This window comes from Corallococcus terminator, assembly GCF_003611635.1.
Taxonomy (GTDB): Bacteria; Myxococcota; Myxococcia; order Myxococcales; family Myxococcaceae; genus Corallococcus; species Corallococcus terminator.
Map to the genome: position 1 here is coordinate 1 of NZ_RAVZ01000192.1, position 18,444 is coordinate 18,444.

14 protein-coding genes and 1 pseudogene are annotated in these 18,444 nt (G+C 70.9%); 8 read left to right on the forward strand and 7 right to left on the reverse strand.

The window, feature by feature from the left end:
- The 5 genes and pseudogenes from D7V88_RS25045 to D7V88_RS25065 form a co-directional block, all read left to right on the forward strand.
- Positions 1-968 (forward strand): annotated as a pseudogene (locus D7V88_RS25045) (serine/threonine-protein kinase); the annotation flags it as partial.
- Entirely contained in the window at positions 965-1,954 is a 990-nt protein-coding gene (locus D7V88_RS25050; RefSeq protein ID WP_120543170.1) for a tetratricopeptide repeat protein, read from the forward strand. The pseudogene D7V88_RS25045 and the gene D7V88_RS25050, both read left to right, overlap by 4 nt.
- A gap of 20 nt (positions 1,955-1,974) precedes the next feature.
- Positions 1,975-3,873, forward strand: coding sequence for a sigma 54-interacting transcriptional regulator (locus tag D7V88_RS25055; RefSeq protein WP_120543171.1), 1,899 nt, complete (start codon positions 1,975-1,977; stop codon positions 3,871-3,873).
- Positions 3,874-3,893: 20 nt separating this feature from the next.
- Positions 3,894-4,478 carry a hypothetical protein gene (locus D7V88_RS25060; protein ID WP_120543172.1) on the forward strand — a complete coding sequence of 195 codons (585 nt, stop codon included), beginning with the start codon at positions 3,894-3,896 and terminating at the stop codon, positions 4,476-4,478.
- Positions 4,475-6,112 (forward strand): carboxypeptidase regulatory-like domain-containing protein, encoded by a 1,638-nt coding sequence (locus D7V88_RS25065; protein WP_244238379.1) that lies wholly within the window; start codon positions 4,475-4,477, stop codon positions 6,110-6,112. Before D7V88_RS25060 ends, D7V88_RS25065 begins: the two co-directional genes overlap by 4 nt.
- Before the next feature lie 7 nt (positions 6,113-6,119).
- Here D7V88_RS25065 and D7V88_RS25070 read toward each other — a convergent pair whose 3' ends face one another.
- The 4 genes from D7V88_RS25070 to D7V88_RS25085 form a co-directional block, all read right to left on the reverse strand.
- Positions 6,120-6,635: a hypothetical protein gene (locus D7V88_RS25070; protein WP_208726451.1), complete on the reverse strand. Its 516-nt coding sequence runs from the start codon at positions 6,633-6,635 to the stop codon at positions 6,120-6,122.
- A gap of 99 nt (positions 6,636-6,734) precedes the next feature.
- Positions 6,735-7,706 (reverse strand): tetratricopeptide repeat protein, encoded by a 972-nt coding sequence (locus D7V88_RS25075; protein ID WP_244238380.1) that lies wholly within the window; start codon positions 7,704-7,706, stop codon positions 6,735-6,737.
- Positions 7,707-7,882: 176 nt separating this feature from the next.
- Positions 7,883-8,620, reverse strand: a complete 738-nt coding sequence (locus D7V88_RS25080) for a hypothetical protein (RefSeq protein ID WP_244238381.1) — start codon at positions 8,618-8,620, stop codon at positions 7,883-7,885.
- A 110-nt stretch (positions 8,621-8,730) separates the two neighbouring features.
- Positions 8,731-9,030, reverse strand: a complete 300-nt coding sequence (locus D7V88_RS25085) for a hypothetical protein (RefSeq protein WP_120543176.1) — start codon at positions 9,028-9,030, stop codon at positions 8,731-8,733.
- Between the two features lie 158 nt (positions 9,031-9,188).
- On the opposite strand from D7V88_RS25085, the gene D7V88_RS25090 reads away from it, so the two are divergent.
- Positions 9,189-9,608, forward strand: coding sequence for a YciI family protein (locus D7V88_RS25090; protein ID WP_120543177.1), 420 nt, complete (start codon positions 9,189-9,191; stop codon positions 9,606-9,608).
- Here the strand turns inward: D7V88_RS25090 and mutL are convergent, their stop codons facing one another.
- Entirely contained in the window at positions 9,609-11,474 is a 1,866-nt protein-coding gene (mutL, locus tag D7V88_RS25095; RefSeq protein ID WP_120543178.1) for a DNA mismatch repair endonuclease MutL, read from the reverse strand. It lies immediately after the preceding gene.
- A gap of 102 nt (positions 11,475-11,576) precedes the next feature.
- Here mutL and D7V88_RS25100 point away from each other — a divergent pair, with 102 nt between their 5' ends.
- Both D7V88_RS25100 and D7V88_RS25105 read left to right on the forward strand, forming a co-directional pair.
- Entirely contained in the window at positions 11,577-12,548 is a 972-nt protein-coding gene (locus tag D7V88_RS25100; RefSeq protein WP_120543179.1) for an SDR family oxidoreductase, read from the forward strand.
- Positions 12,545-14,854, forward strand: coding sequence for a 1-acyl-sn-glycerol-3-phosphate acyltransferase (locus tag D7V88_RS25105; protein WP_120543180.1), 2,310 nt, complete (start codon positions 12,545-12,547; stop codon positions 14,852-14,854). The genes D7V88_RS25100 and D7V88_RS25105 overlap by 4 nt, the downstream gene beginning before the upstream one ends.
- Positions 14,855-14,881: 27 nt before the next feature.
- Here the strand turns inward: D7V88_RS25105 and D7V88_RS25110 are convergent, their stop codons facing one another.
- Both D7V88_RS25110 and D7V88_RS25115 read right to left on the reverse strand, forming a co-directional pair.
- A complete protein-coding gene (locus D7V88_RS25110) occupies positions 14,882-15,760 on the reverse strand; it encodes a GGDEF domain-containing protein (protein ID WP_120543181.1) in 879 nt (292 codons plus the stop codon).
- A gap of 97 nt (positions 15,761-15,857) precedes the next feature.
- Positions 15,858-18,444: carboxypeptidase regulatory-like domain-containing protein (locus tag D7V88_RS25115; protein WP_208726453.1), on the reverse strand; the 2,587-nt coding region annotated here is incomplete at its 5' end.

Here is an 18,444-nt window from a genome sequence, read left to right on the forward strand (position 1 = left end):
CGTTGGGCGTGGGCGGGTGGCAGTGGAACCGCGCGCGCGATGAGGCAGCGGATCAGGCCACGACCCAGGACAGGAGTCCGGCGAGTGGCGGCGCGACGGCTGCCGGCAAGGGTGGCACGGCGGATCCGCGGGTCCAGGGCGGCTCCAACGGCGCACCTGATGGAACCGTGGGTGCGGGTTCGCAGGCCGCGGGCGGAAGCACCGGTGCACCCAACGGCGCGCAGGGGACTGGCGGATCCACCACCGCTCCCAATGGACCCGCCATCGCGGGCGGAGCCACGGGCTCGAACCCCACGGGCAAGGCCACCGGTCCGCAGGGCCCGAACGGGCCGGCGACGTCCGGCCGCGACACCCTCGTCCCCCCGCTCAATCCTGATGCGACACCGCGCGCGCCGAACGGCGGCGGTCCTGGCACGGGGCTCCCCTCCTCCGCCGAGCGCAATCCGCGTCAGCCCCTCGTCGCCAGCGTCGAGCCCACGGACGATCCCACGACGAAGCATGCCCGTTCGGGCCGGATGCCCGTGTCCATCCTCGTGCGGCCCTACGGCTCCATCCGCGTGGACGGCGGCCCGGCCAGCCCGCAGCAGCTCGCGCAGCACGACGTGCACGTGACGCCAGGGCCGCACACCATCATCGTCTCGTGCGGGTACTGCGAGGACGCGACGGAGACCATCGACGTGAAGCCCGAGGGCGAGAACGTCTTCCGGCTGCGCGCCCTGCTCAAGCCCTCGCAGCTCACCATGGACTACCAGCCACCGGACGCCATCGTGCGCGTGGGCGACGTGGAGAAGGCCGCGCGCGACAGCGTCCAGCATCCCTTCGACATCCGCTCGCCCCGGGGCCCCGCCAGCTTCCAGCACCGCGTGGAGGTGGAGATCACCTCCCCCGGGTACAGGACGGAGAAGCGCGTCGTGCTGCTGGAGCCGGGCAAGCCCACCACCCTGCGCGGGAGCCTGTCCCCCGAATGAGCCGTGGCCCGCTGCGCCTCCTGCTGCTCCTGCTGGCCCTCATGGGCCCCGCGTCCGCGCGCGCGCAGATGGCCAGCGCGGATCCGGAGGTCGCCGCCCTGCGCTCCTCCTTCGAATACGGCAAGTACGCGGAGGTGCTGGAGCGCGCGGGCCAGCGCATCGACCGAGGGGACCTGCCGGAAGAAGACCTGGTGGAGCTGCACAAGCTCGCGGGCCTGTCCGCCTTCAACCTGAACCGCACCGAGGAAGCCGAGCGCCACCTGCGCGCCGTGCTCCGGTTGGATCCCGACTTCAGCCTGGACCCCTTCGTCGTCCCGCCCCCGGCCGTCGCCTTCTTCGAGGACCTGAAGAACCAGATGGCCGGCGAGCGCGACTTCCTCCGCCAGGAACAGCGCCTGCGCCTGGAGCGTGAGAAGACGGAGGCCGAGCGCCGCGAACAGGAGCGCGTCGCCCTGGAGACCCAGCGCCGCCGCGCGGAGGAGCTGGCCCGCCAGGTGACGGTGCGCACCGTGGAGAAGCGCAACTTCCTGGTCAACTTCGTCCCGTTCGGCGCCGGTCAGTTCCAGCAGGGCCGCAACAGCATGGGCATCGTCTTCGCGGCCACGGAAGGCGCGCTCGCCATCACCAGCATCATCGCGTTCTTCGCGTACGACTCGCTCTTCGAGGAGCGGTTCATCACCCTGGACAACGTCCTGGACGAGGACGGCCGCGCCTCCATCCCGGTGCGCTTCATCCCCACCGACCGCGCCCGGCAGGCGGACACCTGGCAGTTGCTGAAACTGGCGTCCGCCACCGGCTTCTACACCGTGTACACGCTGGGCGTGGTGGACGCCGTCTACCACCACGAGGATCAGGTGGTGACCAGCACCACCGTGGAATCCCGCCCCGAGTCGAAGCCTCCCGCCGTCTCCATGGTTCCACCCCCGCGCCTGCGGCTCTACTCCACCCGGGGTGGGCTGGGCGCCGGTCTCTCCCTCACGTTCTAGCCCCGGACACCCTCCCGCTTATGGCCAGCCTCACCGTCCGCACCCCCGATGGAAAGGTCCGCACGGTCTCCCTGCTCAAGCGCATCACCAGCCTGGGACGTGGACCCGACAACGACGTGCCCCTGGAGGACGGAAGCGTTCCTCCCAACGCCCTGCACGTCACCTACGACGGCACCCGCTACGAAGTGGGCAGCCTGGGCGCCACCTTCCACGTCAACGGCAAGCGGCGCGACAACCATGCGCTGTCCACCGGCGACGTGGTCAAGGTGGGCGGCACCGAGCTCACCTTCTCCCGCGAGGACGCCCCCCGCGAATCCGTGCGCCGCGAGGTCCCCGAGCGCGAGGTGTCCCTCTCCGCTGGCGCCGCCCAGTCGTCGGATTCGCACACGTCCGAACTGCCCGGCGTGGCGGGCCGGGAGCTTGTCCTGCTCAAGCGGCTGACCGCGTTCAGCGAGCGGCTGTCCGGCACCTACGATGTGGACCGCATCCTGGAAAGCCTGCTGGACGAGGCCATCGAGGTGACGCGCGCCGACAAGGGCTTCCTCATCCTGATGGAGAGCGGCGAGCCGCGCGTGAAGGCCGCGCGCAACGTGGCCCGGGAGAACATCGAGGACGCGGTGGAGAAGCTGTCCGACTCCATCATCGCCAAGGTGGTGAAGGACCAGCGCGCCATCATCGTCGCGGACGCGCTGGACGCGCCGGAGTTCAAGGCCAGCGAGTCGGTGGTGAACCTCAAGGTCCACTCCGTCATGTGCGTGCCCGTGATGCACAAGGGCGACCTGTTCGGCGTGCTCTACGTAGGCAACGACAGGCTGGTGAACCGCTTCGAACCCAAGAGCCTGGACATGCTCACGGTGTTCGCGGCGCAGGCGTCGCTGCTGTTGCAGAACGCGCTGCTCGTCAACGACCTGAAGCTCGACAACACGGAGCTGCGCCGAAAGCTGGAGGACCAGCGCTACGGCGACATCGTGGGCGCCTGTCAGGGCATGCGGGACGTGTACAAGCGCATCGACAAGATCGCGCCCACGGACATCTCCGTCCTCATCACCGGCGAGACGGGCACCGGCAAGGAGCTCATCGCCCGGGAGATCCACCGCCGCTCGCCGCGCGTGAAGGGCCCGTTCATCACGGTGAACTGCGGCGCCATCCCGGAGAACCTGCTGGAGAGCGAGCTGTTCGGCCACGCCAAGGGCGCCTTCACCGGCGCGGTGGCCACCCGGCCCGGCAAGTTCCAGGCGGCCATCGGCGGCACCCTCTTCCTGGACGAAATCGGAGAGATGCCGCTCCAGCTCCAGGTGAAGCTGCTGCGCGCCCTCCAGGACAAGATCGTCTACAAGGTCGGAGAGAATCGCGGCGAGCCGGTGGACATCCGCGTGGTGGCCGCGACCAACAAGATCCTGGAGGAAGAGGTCAAGCGCAACGCGTTCCGCGAGGACCTCTACTACCGCCTCAACGTCGTCACCGTGAAGCTGCCGCCGCTGCGCGAGCGTGGCGAGGACGTCATCGTCCTGGGCCGCTTCTTCCTCCAGAAGTATTCGCGCGAGTTCAGCGCCAAGGCCCGCGGCTTCACGCCCGCCGCCGCCGTGGCGATGAAGAAGTACGGCTGGCCCGGCAACATCCGCGAGTTGGAGAACCGCCTGAAGAAGGCGGTGGTGCTGGCGGACAAGCCGCTCTTGGGCCCGGACGACCTGGACCTCAAGCCGGAGAACCTGGAGCCCATCATGCCGCTGCTCCAGGCCAAGGAAGAGTTCCAGAAGCGTTACATCAACGAGGTGCTGGCCCGGAACAACGGCAACCGCACCAAGACGGCCAAGGACCTGGGCGTGGATCCACGCACCATCTTCCGCCACCTGGAGAAGCTGGAGGCGGAGAAGACGGGCCGGCCCCTGCCCCCCGAGGAGGGGGAAGAATTGCTGTAGGCTCCAGCTTCCTTCCCACCATGCATCCGCACGCGACGCGAAAGCACCGGGGCATCCTCAAGCCGCTCTTGGCGGGCCTGGGCGCGGCTTCGCTCGCGGTGGGCTCCGGCTGCCTCATCCCCCAGGATGAAGCGCTGCTGGAGGGCGTGCCGGAGTTCAAGAACCGGCCGCCGCGCATCGTGGAGGAGCAGGTGGAGCCCTCCGAGCGCATCCTGCGCGCCTTCGGCGTGGGCACCTGCACGCAGGACTTCAGCGTGGTGGTGGAGGACCTGGACGTGGACGACCGCCTCACGGTGGAGTGGTACGTGGACTACAACCCGTCCGACCCCGTGGGCTTCTACCGGCAGATCGTCCTGGCCAACACCGGCCAGCCGCGCCGCGACGACCGGGGCACGCTGCACATGGATCTGCGCTCGGCCAACAACCCGCTGGGCACGCCGGGCATCCACCTGGTGGAGGCGCTGGTGACGGACCGGCACCTCACCAACCGCCAGCCGGATCCACCCGAGGAGGTGTTCCTCGCGGACGGCGGGCTCGTGAAGAACCCGGGCTTCGTCACCTCGTATTCGTGGGTGGTGAACACCGTGGTCGGGGACTGCCAGTGAGCCGCGCGCTCCGGACCCTGGCCCTGGCGCTCTGGGTGTCGGGCGCCGGATGCGGCCTGTTTCCCGAGGACAAGCCGCCGGATCAACTGGTGTGCCGCTCCGACGCGGAGTGCGCCGCGGGCCAGGTGTGCTTCGTGGACGGCTGCGGCAACCCCGGCGGCGACATCGTCGTGGAGGTGCAGGCCCACCCCCGGGCGGGGCTGCACGCGCAGGACTTCCCGGTGGACCGGCTGCGTCCGGAGCAGAACCTGGAGCTGTTCAGCCCGGTGCGCCTGAGGGGCGAGGTGTCGCGGGGCAGCGTCCCCGACGCGGACGGCGGCACGACGCCAGCCGCCTACCACGAGCCCATCCACCTGCTCGCCACCGGGGAGTCCCGCCTCATCCCGGGCGTCGCGCGGCGGTATGAAACGACGCTCGTCCCGGACAACGGCGCGTGGGTGCTGCCCGTGGGCAGTGGCGACTACACGGTGACGCTCACGCCGGTGGACCCCACCCTGCCCCCGCTGCTGCGCACCACGTCGGTGGATCCGGGCACCGGCGGCACGGTGGCGTTCGAGCTGCCCGGGCCGGCCCGGCTCGTGTCGCTCACGGGGACGCTGGTGCTCCAGGGCACCCAGCGCGTGGACGCGGACCTGGAGGTGCAGGCGCTGGATGAATTGCTGCGCCCCCTGTCCCAGCGCGCGCGCATCACCCGGGCCACGGGCGCGTTCCGGCTGGCGCTCAGCGTGGAGGACGCCGCGCGCCCCACGGTGCTCCTGCGCGTGTCGCCGGTGAACGCCGGGGACCTGCTGCCGTCAAAGACGTTCGTGGTGGAGCCGTCCAACAGCCCACTCGCGACGCTGGAGCTGGGCGACCCGGGGGCGTCGGTGCGCGTGGAGGGCCAGGTGCTGGAGGGCGCACGCGGGGTGCCCATCGCCGGAGCCCGCGTCTCGCTACAGGGCCGGGTGAACGGTGGAGGCACCTTCCAGGGCGTGCCCGTGCTGACGGACAAGGACGGCCGCTACCAGCTCCAGACCCTGCCCGGTGCGCCCGACGCTCCGCTCACGCTGGTCATCGTCCCGCCGCCCACCTCCGCGGCGCGCCTCACGCTCCAGCCGGTGAGGGTCCCTCCGCGGGACACCGCCCTGCCGGAGGTGAGCTGTCCTTCGCGCATGACGGTGACGGGCACCGTGCGCCAGCCCGACGGCAGCGCCCCCGCGTCGGGCGTGCGCATCGTGGCGGAGCCGGTGGGCGCGCTGTCCGGCTGGCCCCAGCCGCCCATGGGCTTCGAGGTCCCCCTCACCACCGACGCGCTGGGAGGCTTCCGGCTGGAGCTGGATCCAGGCGAGTACCGGCTGGACTTCCTGCCCGGGGAGAACCTGCCGCGCGTCAGCCGCTTCGTCTCCGTGCCGCCCCGGACGCAGGAGGAGGAACAACTGGAGCTGGTGCCCTTCACGCTGTCGCGGGGACGTTCATTGAGCGGCCGCATCACCCTGCCGCCGGATCCCGCGGTGGCGCCGGACGGCATCGCGGCGAACGCTTCCGTGCGCTTCTTCCGCGTGGTGACGGTGGCGGGACGGCCCGCCTCCCTGCTGCTGGCGCAGACGGTGTCCGACAGCACGGGGCGGTACTCCACCGTGCTGCCCACCCGCTGAAGCGGCTTCAGGGCAGCTTGCTGTTGCTGTCGCGGCGCGCGGTGTCGAAGGCGGCGTGCAGCGCGTCCACCGCACCGCCCACCTCGCTCGCGTACTGCACCGCGTGGATGGTGTAGAGGTCCTGCACCTTCGCGAGCTGCTTGTAGACGGCGCGCAGCTCGCCCCGAGCGGGGTCACGCGAGTCCAGCGCGCACTCGGATTCGGACTTGCGCAGGCGCGTGAGCCATTCGGTGCGGTAGCGCATCCACTCCTGGTCGACCTTGCGCGCGGGCAGCACGTGCACGAGCTTCTCGCGCTCGGCCTCCAGGTCCTTCCAGTGGCGGTCCGCGGCGTCCAGACACTCGCGCACGGTGAGCGGCGGCGTCACGGCCGGGGGTCGCTCGGGCGTCATCGCCGCCACGGAGTGCCCCACGTTCCAGATCATCCACAGCGAGAACAGCGTGGACAGCGTGATGTGGACCCCATACGCGGCGCCACGGAAGCTGCGGAAGCGGGGGTCTTTCCGGGGTTCGGGAGCGGACACGGGGTCCAGGTCTTACGACCCTGGACCCCGGGTGGCAATGCTTCCGTTTCCCGCCGTCCAGGGGCGGACGGCCCCCGGCAGCAGTCCCGGGAATTCCGGTTACTGACCCGCGGGAGCGGCCGTCTGGGCGGCAGGAACCGCCGCGCCCGGGACACCGGCGGGGGCCGCGGCGTCACCACCGGAGGCCGCGCGCTTGGCGGACGAGAGCCGGCCGCGGAACTGCGACAGGTACTGGGTGGCCGGGTACGTGGCCAGCGCGTCGCGCACCGTGTCCGCCGCCTTATCGTACGCGCCCGTCTCCTGGTACGACTGGGCGAGCAGCAGCATGGCGTAGTCGCGCGTCTTGGACTTCTTGTCGCCGTCCACGAAGCGGGCCAGCAGCGGCACCGCCTTGTCGTGCTGGCGCAACTGGTTGTACGCCGTGCCCAGGAAGAAGGACGCGTCCAGCGCATCCGCCTCACCGGGGTTCATGGCGAGGAAGCGCGACAGGTCCGACACCACCGCGTTCATCTCATTGCGGCGGAAGGCCTGCTTGCCGCGCTCGAAGGCGGCGTCGCCCGTCTCGCGGCGCAGGTTGGCGGCGCGGTCATTGAGGGCCTGGCGCTCCAGCGAGGACAGCCGCTGCGTGTCCAGCTTCACCAGCGCGTCGATGCCCTTGAGGCGCTCGTCACCGGGCAGCGTGGTCATCATCTTGTAGACCTCACCCGCGGCGCGCTGGGCCGTCAGGTGCGCGGTGGCATCGCCCCGCTGCTTCTCCAACTGCGTGCTCAGGTCCGCGACCTGCTTCTCCAGGCGCTCGCGCTCGTTGGTGGAGCTGGAGCTGCGCGCGCCACTGACCAACACGGCGCCACCGACGGCGAGAATCACGAACAGCGCGTAGGCCACCGCCGAGGAGATCCACTGCCGCTTCTGGAAGTCCTCGTGACGCTTGCCGACAGCCTTCACCTCCGCGTGGAGGTTCTTCAGCAGGTTGTCCGTCTTGATGACGAGGTTGCGCGATTCGATGACTTCCCGGCGAAGCTCTGAGAGCTCCTTCTCGAGATCGGTCTTCGGCGATTCAGAGGGGGGCATGGACATCTTCCTGGGACCGGAAATGACTTCGGCCGACTCACGCATGCTAGGGGACTCTCCTGGATGAGGGGCGGGTTCTTTTTCCGCTCCCCAACAGAGCTGTCCGCCACGGTCATTCCCCGACCGCCTGGATGCCTGCGTGCCTGCCTGCCCGGATCGCCGTGTCCTGGGAGTGATTAGAACGTCGGCAGCGGCCGGGATGGATCCGGTGGGAACGTATAAGTCACGCCCAGCGAGAACCAGTTGCCGCCGTTGCTGAAGCTGAAGGGTCCCTTGAACTTCGCGGCGTCGGGCGACTCCACCGGACCGCGCAGGAACATCAGGCGGTATTCGGCGGTGATGCCCCACTTCGCGGACAGTCGCAGCGTGGCGCCGAGCGACCCCACCCAGGCCTGTCCCACGTTCTCCTGAAGCGCCGAGCCCTCGCGCTGGGAGGAGATGACGGTGGGCCCGGTGTGCAGGCCCACGAACGGCACCAGCCCCTGCGGCCCGATGTCCAGCACGCCCTGGAAGCGCAGGCCCACGAGCAGGCCGTACGAGAGCGTGCTGACCTTGCGCGACACGGTGGTGCCGTCGCTCAGGCTCTCCGTCAGGCGCAGGTTCTGGGCCGAGCCGAACAGGTCCAGCCCCAGCTCCACCAGGTCCGACACGGCGTACGCGAACGTCAGCGCGCCCACGGGGGCACCGGTGGATTCCGGCGCGCGCTCCAGGCCCGCGCCGGGTCCCTTCGCGCCGTACCAGGACTCATACAGCGTGGCGTTGGAGGTCAGCCGGTAGCCGGCCTCCACGGTGATGCGACCCACGCCATCCAGATTGGTGGGCGCGTCACCTTCTGCCTCCTCCTGTGCGAAGGCGGGCGAGCAGAGCAGGGCGAGCAGCAGGGGCGCACGGCGGAGCATCACGGAGGAGGACACGGATCTTTCTGCCGGCGCGACGCGCGCGGCCCGGTGCTACAGGCGTGTGGCACACCGTAGCCCCGACCCCTGCCCCGTCAACATTCCGACCCGGGCACGGCGGCGCGCGCTCAGTCGACGGTGAGCCGCAAGGTCTCCACCAGCTCACTGTCGATGGAGCGGGAGTCCTTGAGCGACCCGGTCAGCACCGGCGAAGGCGTCCACGGCCCCAGGGAATAGGTCCGGGGCGGTGGGCCCTGGAGCCCCCAGGACCGGGTGTTCCGCTGGATGCCCATTCCCGCCCGGACCCGACCACTCCCAGGGGCGACGGCCAGCACCGCGGCCGAGTAGGAATTCGACACCACGTCGCCCTGGATGACACGGCGCAGGCCCCAATCCCCATCGTAGGTGATGAGTCGGGAGAGGTTCATTTCCCACAGTCGGTGGGAGCTGGCCCAGAGGCGTCGCGGATGCGGCAAGCATTGAACGAAAGGAAAAATAAATCCGGCGTGTCGATCTCCCCTCCCCTCGTTCGACGCACCTATGAACCCGCGGGAGGGCACACTTCCCGCCCACAGGAGGCAATCCCATGCGTTTCATGATGATCGTGAAGGCCAGTCCCGAAAGCGAATCCGGCAAGCTCCCCACCACCGAGGAGCTGGTCGCCATGGGGAAGTACAACGAGGAGCTGGTGAAGGCCGGAGTCCTGCTCGCGGGCGAAGGGCTCCATTCAAGCACCAAGGGGGCGCGGGTGCGCTTCTCGGGGAAGCAGACCTTCGTCGTCGATGGTCCGTTCACGGAAACGAAGGAGCTGGTCGCCGGCTTCTGGATCATCGAGGTGAAGTCGAAGGAGGACGCCATCGCCTGGGCGCGACGCGTGCCCTTCGTCGAAGGGGAGATCGAGATCCGCCAGGTGGCCTCCGCGGAGGACTTCGCGCCGAGCGACCCCACCGGCGAGCTGATGGCGAAGGAAGAGGCGCTGCGCGCGCAGATCGCCGCGAAGGCCTGATCAGCGGGCGCGGCGCTCCAGCTCCAAAAGGGGCATCTCCAACACCACCACCGTGCCGTGCGTGCACGGTGGGGTGAAGTCCGCGCGATCCAACTCACCCAGGAGCGCACGAAGCTGCGCATCGGTGAGCGGCGTGGCGGAGGCGCGGCGAGCGGCGTGACAGGCCATCACGCGCACGGCCTCCGCCAGGCTCGTGACATCCAGCGGGGCGCTGCGAGGCGGCAGCGCGCGCGACAGGGCCTCCAGGAGCGCGCGGGGATCCACGCCCTCCAGGCCCGGAGGCACCGACTTGAGCGCGAGCGCGGTCCCACCGAAGGGCTCCACGTCCACGCCCAGCAGGAGCAGCGCCTCCCTGCCATCCACCAGGGACTTCACCGCGGCCAGGGACAGCTCCACCGTGGTGCCGAACAGCGACGGCGCGGGGGCCTTCGTCCCCTCGTCCAGCCGGCGCAGGTACGCGGTGAGGCGGGCACGCTCCAGCGCGGCGTGCGGATCCAACACCACCAGCGTGCCGCCAGGGCCTTCGCAGACGTGGAAGCGGCTGCCCAGCAGGCCCATGGGCCGCAGCGCGACGAAGTAGCCCGGGGGCGGGGCTTCGTTGAGCTGCGGCTGCGCTTCACCGAACCCGAGCGTGCGGCCCGGCATCGCGGGGCCCGGGAACGGCCCCGGAGCGCCACCTCCAGGAGGGGCGAAGTAGGACGGGCTCAACGGACGCGCGGGCTGCGAGGGCCCCGGGCCATCCATCGCGGTGGGAAGGGGCGCGCCCCAGGTGGCCTCCTGGGCGCGGGTGAGGAAGCGCTCCACGGCGTGCGCGTAGTGCGCGGCGTCCCGGGGCGGCGGGTTGGCGGCCTGCTGTTCGGGCGTGCCCAGCCAGGGGGATGCGCGGAGGACCCGTGAGAGGGCGGCGCTCACCGCGTCCTGCACACCCCGGGCGTCGGCGAAGCGCACCTCCTGCTTCTGGGGGTGCACGTTGACGTCCACCGCGCGAGGCTCCACGTCGATGTGCAGCACCACCACCGGCTGGCGGCCCGCGGGCAGGAAGTCCTGGAACGCGCGCTGCACGGTGCTGATGAGGCCGCGGTCGCGGATGTAGCGGCGGTTGACGAAGGTGTAGAGGCCGCGCGCGTTGGGCAGCGTGTATTCCGGCGACGCGAGGTAGCCCGTCACGCTCACGCCCAGCCGCCGCTCCTCCACCGGGAACAGGTGCGGGAAGGACGCGGGGCCCAGCGCCGCGGCGATGCGCTCGCGCGGATCATGTTCGCTGGCGGGGCTGGCGAAGAGCTCATGGCCTTCGTGGGTGGCGAAGAAGCCGACCTCCGGATGCGCGAGCGCCAGGCGCACCACGGACTCCTCGCAGTGCTTGAGCTCGGTGGCGCCCTGCCGCATGAACTTGCGGCGCGCCGGCACGTTGAAGAACAGGTCCTCCACGGTGATGACGGTGCCCACGCGGGGCGGCGCGTCCTCCACCGTGGGCGGCCCTCCGCCCTCCACGTGGATCTTCGTGCCCTCGTGCGCTTCGGGCTCCGCGGTGTGCAGCGTGAAGCGGGACACGGAGGCGATGGCGGGGATGGCCTCGCCCCGGAACCCCATGGAGTCGATGTGGAACAGATCGTCCAGTTCGCGCAGCTTGCTGGTCGCGTGGCGCTCCAGACAGAGCGTGGCGTCCTCGCGGTTCATCCCGTGACCGTCGTCGGAGATGGTGATGCGGCCCACACCGCCGCCCTCCAGTTCCACGCGCACGGTGCGCGCGCCGGCGTCGAGCGAGTTCTCGCACAGCTCCTTCACCACCGAGGCGGGGCGTTCCACCACCTCGCCGGCGGCGATCTTGTTGATGAGCACGTCGCTCAGGCGCGCGATTCGGGACATGGCGACCTTCGACCCTCCGCCACCTGGATGACGTTGTCCAGAACATCACGGGCGCACTCGGCTGACATTCCGGGACGGCTGGGCTAACACCCGACCCTGCGAATGGAAGTGATCCGAGCAGGCAAGGGCCCGATGCGCATCGCGGTGACAGGCGCCAATGGCGACTACGGCAAGCTGCTCCTGCCGAGACTGGAAGCAGACCCGGCCGTGGAGAGCATCCTCGTGCTCGACACCAAGGAACCGGAAGGAACCCGCAAGGTCGAGTTCCACCGGGTGGACCTCACCCGTTACGACGCGGAAAGCGAGCTGACGGATGCGCTCACGGAGCGCCCCGTGGACGCCCTCTTCCACCTGGCCTTCCTCTTCGGTCCCATCCTCAACGGCCCGCTGGCGCATGAGCTGGAGGTCATCGGCACGATGAACGTGCTGACGGCGGCAGGCCGCGCGAAGCTGCCCCGGCTGGTGGTGCCGTCGCTCACCGCGACCTACGGGGCCCGGGGCAACAACCCCGCGCTGCTGCGGGAGAATTCGCCCCTGTTCGGCTGTCCGCACAGCCGGTTCGTGAACGACAAGGTGGAGGTGGAGGGCCAGGTGCGGGCCTTCCGCGAACGGCACCCGGACACGCACACGCTGGTGCTCAGGTTCGCGCCCCTGCTCGGTCGGAGCCTGGACAATCCAGCCACGCGCCTGCTGACCCAGGCCGTGGTGCCTACGCTGCTGGGCTTCGACCCGCTCTGGCAGGCGGTCCACGAGGACGACGCGGGCCGGGCGCTGCACCTGGCCCTGAGGGCGGAGGTGGCTGGAGAATTCAACATCGTGGGGCGCGGGGTGTTGCCCCTGTCCGGGCTCATCCGACAGGCAGGCGCGCAACCGCTCCCCCTGCCGGGGCCGTTGTTTCGTGCTGCACTTCGCGCGCTCGGGGTGATGGGGGCGGGCACGTTGCCGGTGGCCCTGCTCGACTACATGCATTACTCCTGGGTCGCGGACGGGGAGCGCGCCGAGTCCGCCCTGGGGTTCGTGCCCCTCCACCACGTCAAGGACGCCGCCGCGGCGCTCCGAAGGAGCCAGTCATGACCAAGGGTGTCCTCGGGAATGATCCCTTCCAGCGGGGCGCAGCGCCTCGCACGGACGATGCGCGGGAGGACAAGGCCGCGAAGAAGAAGGCGCCCGCGTCGAAGAACGCCAAGGGCGCGAAGGACAGCGCCGGGAAGAGCGCGAAGTCAGGGGGCAAGGCCCGCGGCGCGAAGGCATCCGCGAAGGCGGCCCAGAGCCCGAAGCCTCCGAAGGCCGGCAAGGGTCGGAGCACGGACACGAAACCGGCCGTGACGGCCCCGAAGACCCCCGCCGTGGCGGTCCACAAGTTCGAGGCGCGGGCGAACGGGCGCGGTGCGACGTCCGAGTCGCCTCCGAAGCACGAGGAGCGGACCGCGAAGGCACCGCACACGACCCGCGAGGCCCAGGCGGCTGGCAAGCGCGGGACTCCGCCCCCGTCGCGCGGCGCGGACGCATCCCCCCAGGCCTCGCGGGACGTCAGCGGCACGCCGACCGGCAAGCCCGGGCATGGCGCCCCGTCGTCCCGCACCTTGGCCCCTGCCCACCCGGGTGACGAGCCCGCGCTGCTGCGCGAGCCCGCCGCGCCCCACCCCTCCGCCTCTGGTTCGCCGCCCTCCCGGCCACAGGTGTTCGCGGAGGAAGTGCACGCCGTGCGTCCCGAGGAGCGAACGGTGGACCGCGCGATGACGGAGGCCCTGGCCGCGGACGCGGCGGAAGCCGCCGCGAAGACCGCCGTGGACGAACTGCTCCCGGGACGTCCGGGCCAGGACCGGAGCATCGAGCGCGTCCTCGCGACGGAGCTCGTCGCCGAACTGGCCGAGTCCGCGGTGCGGCAGGTCCTGGATGACGGCCACGGCATCGCCTCTGAACGGGACCTCGCCACCCTCGTCGCGACCCAGGTGGCCGAGGCCACCGCCGGGGTCGCCGTGGACGAGGTGTTGGACCGCCAGGCCACCGCCCCCGAAGAGCGCGCCCTCTCCACCGCCGAGGACGGCGATGCCCACGACCTGGACGAGGACGAAGAGGAGGTGTGGACCGCCGACGCCTGGCAACGGGATCCGGACAGCGTGCCCGTGAATCCTCCCGAGGAGGCGCTGGACGAGGACGAAGGCGAGGAGGAGGAGGTGTGGACCGCCGACGCCTGGCAACGGGATCCGGACAGCGTGTCCCCGAACGGTTCCCAGGCCGCGGACGACCTGGCCGAAGGCGTGGAGCGCGGCGAGCAGGACGGCGTGCACATCTCCGTCTCCGTCATCGCGGGCGCGGTCCCGACCAACGTGGAGCCGGAGGTCGAACTGCCGGACGAGTCCCACGACGAGCTGCCGCCCAGCCGGCGCATCCCCCTGTCCCTCGTGACCGACGACGCACCTGTCCGCCGGGACGAACCGGAGCAGGGCGCCTCCGCCTTCGCTGGGACTGAGGAGGCCGCCCAGCCCCAGGGGTTCGCGGGGCGCGCGGCGGGAATGTTCTCCCTGGCGAGGGAGATCGCCGGGCAGGCGCTCGCGAGCGAGGGCCTGGGGCGCGCGGTCGGCGCGATGCACGGCCTGATGGAAGCGGTGCGCACCGGCCTGGGCACAGGCGGTGGCAGCCGGCTGGACGACTACGGCAAGGACGCGGGGCTGGTGGAGAACCTCCAGCCGGTCCTCGACTTCCTCTACGAGCAGTACTGGCGCGTGTCCGTGGAGGGCGTGGATCACGTGCCCCGGGGCGCGGCCATCCTCGTCGCCAACCACTCCGGCGCCCTGCCCTATGACGGCCTCGTGATGTCCCAGGTGCTGCAGCGTGAACGCCCGGACCTGCGCGAAGCGCGGTGGCTGGTGGAGGATCAGGTCTTCCACGCCCCCATGCTGGGCACCCTCTTCAACCGCCTGGGCGCCGTGCGCGCCTCGCCGGAGAACGCGCTGCGGCTGCTGGATGAACACCGGCCGCTGGTCGTCTTCCCGGAGGGCTACCAGGGCGCGAGCAAGCCGTTCGCGGAGCGCTACCGCCTCAAGCGCTTCGGACGCGGTGGGTTCGTGAAGCTGGCCCTGCGCACCGGCGCGCCCATCGTCCCGGTGGCCATCGTCGGCGCGGAGGAGACCTCCCCGCTGCTGGGCCGCCTGCCCGGTGGCTTCCTCGGGTTCCCGTCACTGCCGCTCACGGCCCCGGGTCCGCTGCCGGCCAAGTGGACCATCCGCTTCGGCGAACCGCTGACGATGGAGGGCCTGCCGCCGGAGTCCGCGGACGACCTGGGCGAAGTGCAGCGGCTCACCGAACAGACCCGCGAAGCCATCCAGTCCATGCTCCAGGCCCTGCTGCGCGAGCGCCGCTCCGTGTTCGCGGGCTGAGGTCCTGGCGACCGGTACGACGGGGGCTCAGCCGCAGACGCGGTTGCGCCCCTGGGTCTTCGCTTCGTAGAGGCGTTCGTCCGCCGCGCGCACCAGCTCCGCGGGCTCGCGGTGGTGCGGCTCCAGCGTGGCCACGCCCACCGACAGCGTGACGGGGACGACCTGCTTGTCGAACTCGAAGCGCTGCCGCTCCACCAGCTTGCGCACCTTCTCCGCGAGTTGCCGCGCGCCGCCCAGGGTGATTTCGGGCAGGAGCAGAGCGAACTCCTCGCCGCCGTAGCGGGCGAACACGTCCTCGCGGCGGATGCGCGTGCGCACCGTGGACGCCAGTTGCTTGAGCACTGAGTCGCCCGCGAGGTGGCCGAAGGTGTCGTTGACCTCCTTGAAGTGATCCAGGTCCAGCATCACCAGCGACAGCGTGCGCTCGTAGCGGCGGCTGCGGGAGATTTCACGGTCCAACTGCTCGTCGAAGTAGCGGCGGTTGTAGATCTGCGTCAGGCCGTCCATCGTGGTCAGCCGGTAGATCTCGTCGTGGTACGCCGCCTCGATGTTGCCGCCCGCGATGAACTTGAAGATGGTGCGGCCAATCTTCACCAGGTCGCCGTTCTGCAGCGCCCGGCCTCCCGCCGCCACGTCGTCGTTGACGAACGTGCCGTTGGTGGAGCCCAGGTCCTCGATGCGCACACCCTTCGTGGTGTTGGTGATCCGCGCGTGGTTGCGGCTCACCGCCTCCTGATCAATCTGGATGTCCGCCTTGGACGAGCGACCAATCAGGGTCTCCTCGCGCTTCAAGTCGAACTTACGCCCCAGGTCCAGGCCGTAGATGACCACCAGCGCCGCGTCCAGGTTGACGGGGCGCTCGGAGATCTTCGAGATGACGGTGACGACCGTCTCCTTCTGGCCCATGGCGTCGGTAAACGTATCACCGCGCAAATCGTGAAAGCGAATTCACGGCCGGCGCAGGTGCCTTCCCAGGTCGTAGAAGCACTGACACCCCGGTACGTCAGGGCACCCGAACCGTGCGAACGGCGGTGACGGCCGGGCGCAGCGGCAGGTGCAGCCCGTCCACCAGGGACGCCGCGAGCACCACCTCCGCGCCCGAGCACGTGGTGGGCAGCGTGAGCGCCACCTCGCCCGACCGCGAAGCCAGGTCGCTCGACAGCCACAGGCCGTCACAGCCCGGGCCGCCACCGCGCACGGAGAGCAGCACCCCACCGTCATCGGTGAGCGCGGGCCCCACGCGGAAGCCGTCCACCCGCACCCGCACGGTGGCACCGCGCGTCAGCGACGCCCCCTCCCCTGGATCCACCCACAGCACCTGGGGTCGGCCCTGGTGCAGCGTGGACATGGAGCGAGTCGCCTCCGCGAGCGCTTCCGGAGACAGTCCCCCGGACTCCGCCAGCGCCGGGGCGCCGAGCGAAATCCCCTCGTCCGTCGTCACGCGCAGGGCCTCCACCGACAGCGAGGCGCGCGAGCCTTCCGTGTCGCCCTGGAAGGTGCGGTCCTCCAGGCCGGACGGCGGCACGGGCAGGCGCACGCCGGACACCGCGCGGCGGCCATCCATCACCACGGTCCAGCGCCGTCCGGCCGCGTTGGTGAAGGTCGTGCGCACGACGGTCGCCAGCGGCACCGTGGCGTCCAGGCGCCACTCGCGGGGCAGCAGCCCGTGCCACGGCAACAGGTCCGGGTTGTAGCGGGAGCCTTCCGGGACGGAGAGGAAGGCGTCGGAGAACGTCACCGGCTGCGTGCCCTCCGGATCAAACCGGGGCGCATCCAGGGGGGCGAACACCGCGCTGGTGGCGGCGCCCGCGGGCACTTCACCCGTCAGGGGGCCCGACGACGCCAGCGCGAGCAACCGGTAGGGCTGCCCCTCAAGTCCATGGTGCGCCGGGGCCATGCGCACGCGCACGAAGCCCGGGGTCAGGAGGCCCGGCTGGGTGTCCGTGAGCGGATCCGACGGGTTGGCGTTGACGGCGGCGCCCAGGCCCAGCGGAACGAGTCCCCGGCCGGGCACGGCCACCGTGCCCAGCACCAGGGCGCGCTCCGGGTAGCCCTCGCGGAGCAGGGGCAGCGCGGGCACGCGCACGACGAAGGGGAAGCCCAGCGGCACCTGCCGGAAGTCATGCGTCACCGGCGTGGTGCGCACCGCCTCTCCCCCGCCCGGGGAACGCAGCGTGAACTGCACGTCGCGAATGATCGACGAGGAGAACCGCCCGGACTGGGGCAGCGCGCGCGCCAGGAGCAGCAGCGGATCCGTCCCCGGATCCATCATGCCCGCCGGAAGCTCGCCCGACGGCACCTGCGCGGTGAGGGCCCAGGCGGAGCGCGTGCCACAGGCGCCCGTGCGCATGGCCTCCTCCGGCTCCGCCACATCGAGCAGCCGGGCATCACAGACGCCGGCGATTCCAGGCGCGGTGATATCGGGCTGCGCCAAGACGCCCAGTCCGAACACCCAGAGGTTGTCGGGCACCTGGAACCGGCGCGTCGCGCCCCCCAGCTTCAAGTCCACCGGCCGCTCGGGGCCCATCACCTGACCGGGGGCCGCTTCCGACGCGAGCCCCGGCACCGACAGGCCCGTGAATCCCAGGGCCAGCGCGCCCCCGGAACCCACCGGAGCGAAGTTGTTGAACACCGAGCGCACCCCACCCACGCGGTCCGCTGGATTGCGGCGCAGGGGCAGGCGCAGATCGCGCGAGCCCTTCACGTCGTAGTGGGCCAGCGTGAGGTAGCCGAAGTCCTCGTGGAACACGGACACGCCCACCTCGCCGCGCGCGGCGACCACGGCCACGCCCACCGCGTCCGTCGCCTCGCGGGCCAGCGTCTGGCCCAGCGTGTCCGACACCAGCACGGACGCTCCCTTGACGGGATACCCGGTGAGCGCATCCGTCACCAGCACCCGCAGTTGTTCCGGGTCGACATGGGGGGGCAACACGGTGATGCGCGCGCGGCAGGTGGCCTTCCCCACGCGGGCCTCCACCGCTTCGGCCTCCGCGCCGGGCGAGGCCAGCGTGAAGGTGGCGCTGGGGCCCGCGCCAGTCCCCGTCACGAGCGCGGTCACGGCCTTCCAGGTGATGCCCTCGCCGAGGACGACGGCCTGCCCCTTGGCGTCGGACACCCAGGCCTCGAAGCGCACGGAGGTGCCCACGGGCGCGACGACGCGCTCCGGCACCACACGACAAACGGTGGCGAGGTCCTCCGGGAGGGGCTGGCCGCAGGTGCCGTCGCGGCACACCTCACCCTCCTCGCAGGCGTCATCCCCGGTGCAGAGGGCGGGGACACAGCGGTTCGCGTCACAGCGACAGCCCAGCGACTGGAGCTCACAGTCGAGGATGGCGTGCTGCTGTCCCCGGCGCCTCACCGAACAGTCGTCGTCGCTCCGGCACGCGGCCTCGCAGCGCGACAGGGCGGTGTTGCAGAAGAAGAGGGACGGATCCGCGCAGTCCTGATCCACCGTGCACGCGGCATCCGGGCCTCCGCCGTGGATGAAGGGCGCTTCCGAGTCGCCCATCGCGCAGCCCATGGCGCACGCCAACAGCAAAGCGAGCACGAGGCCGGGGGACCGGACCGTCAGGGGGACTGGGGACATGGGG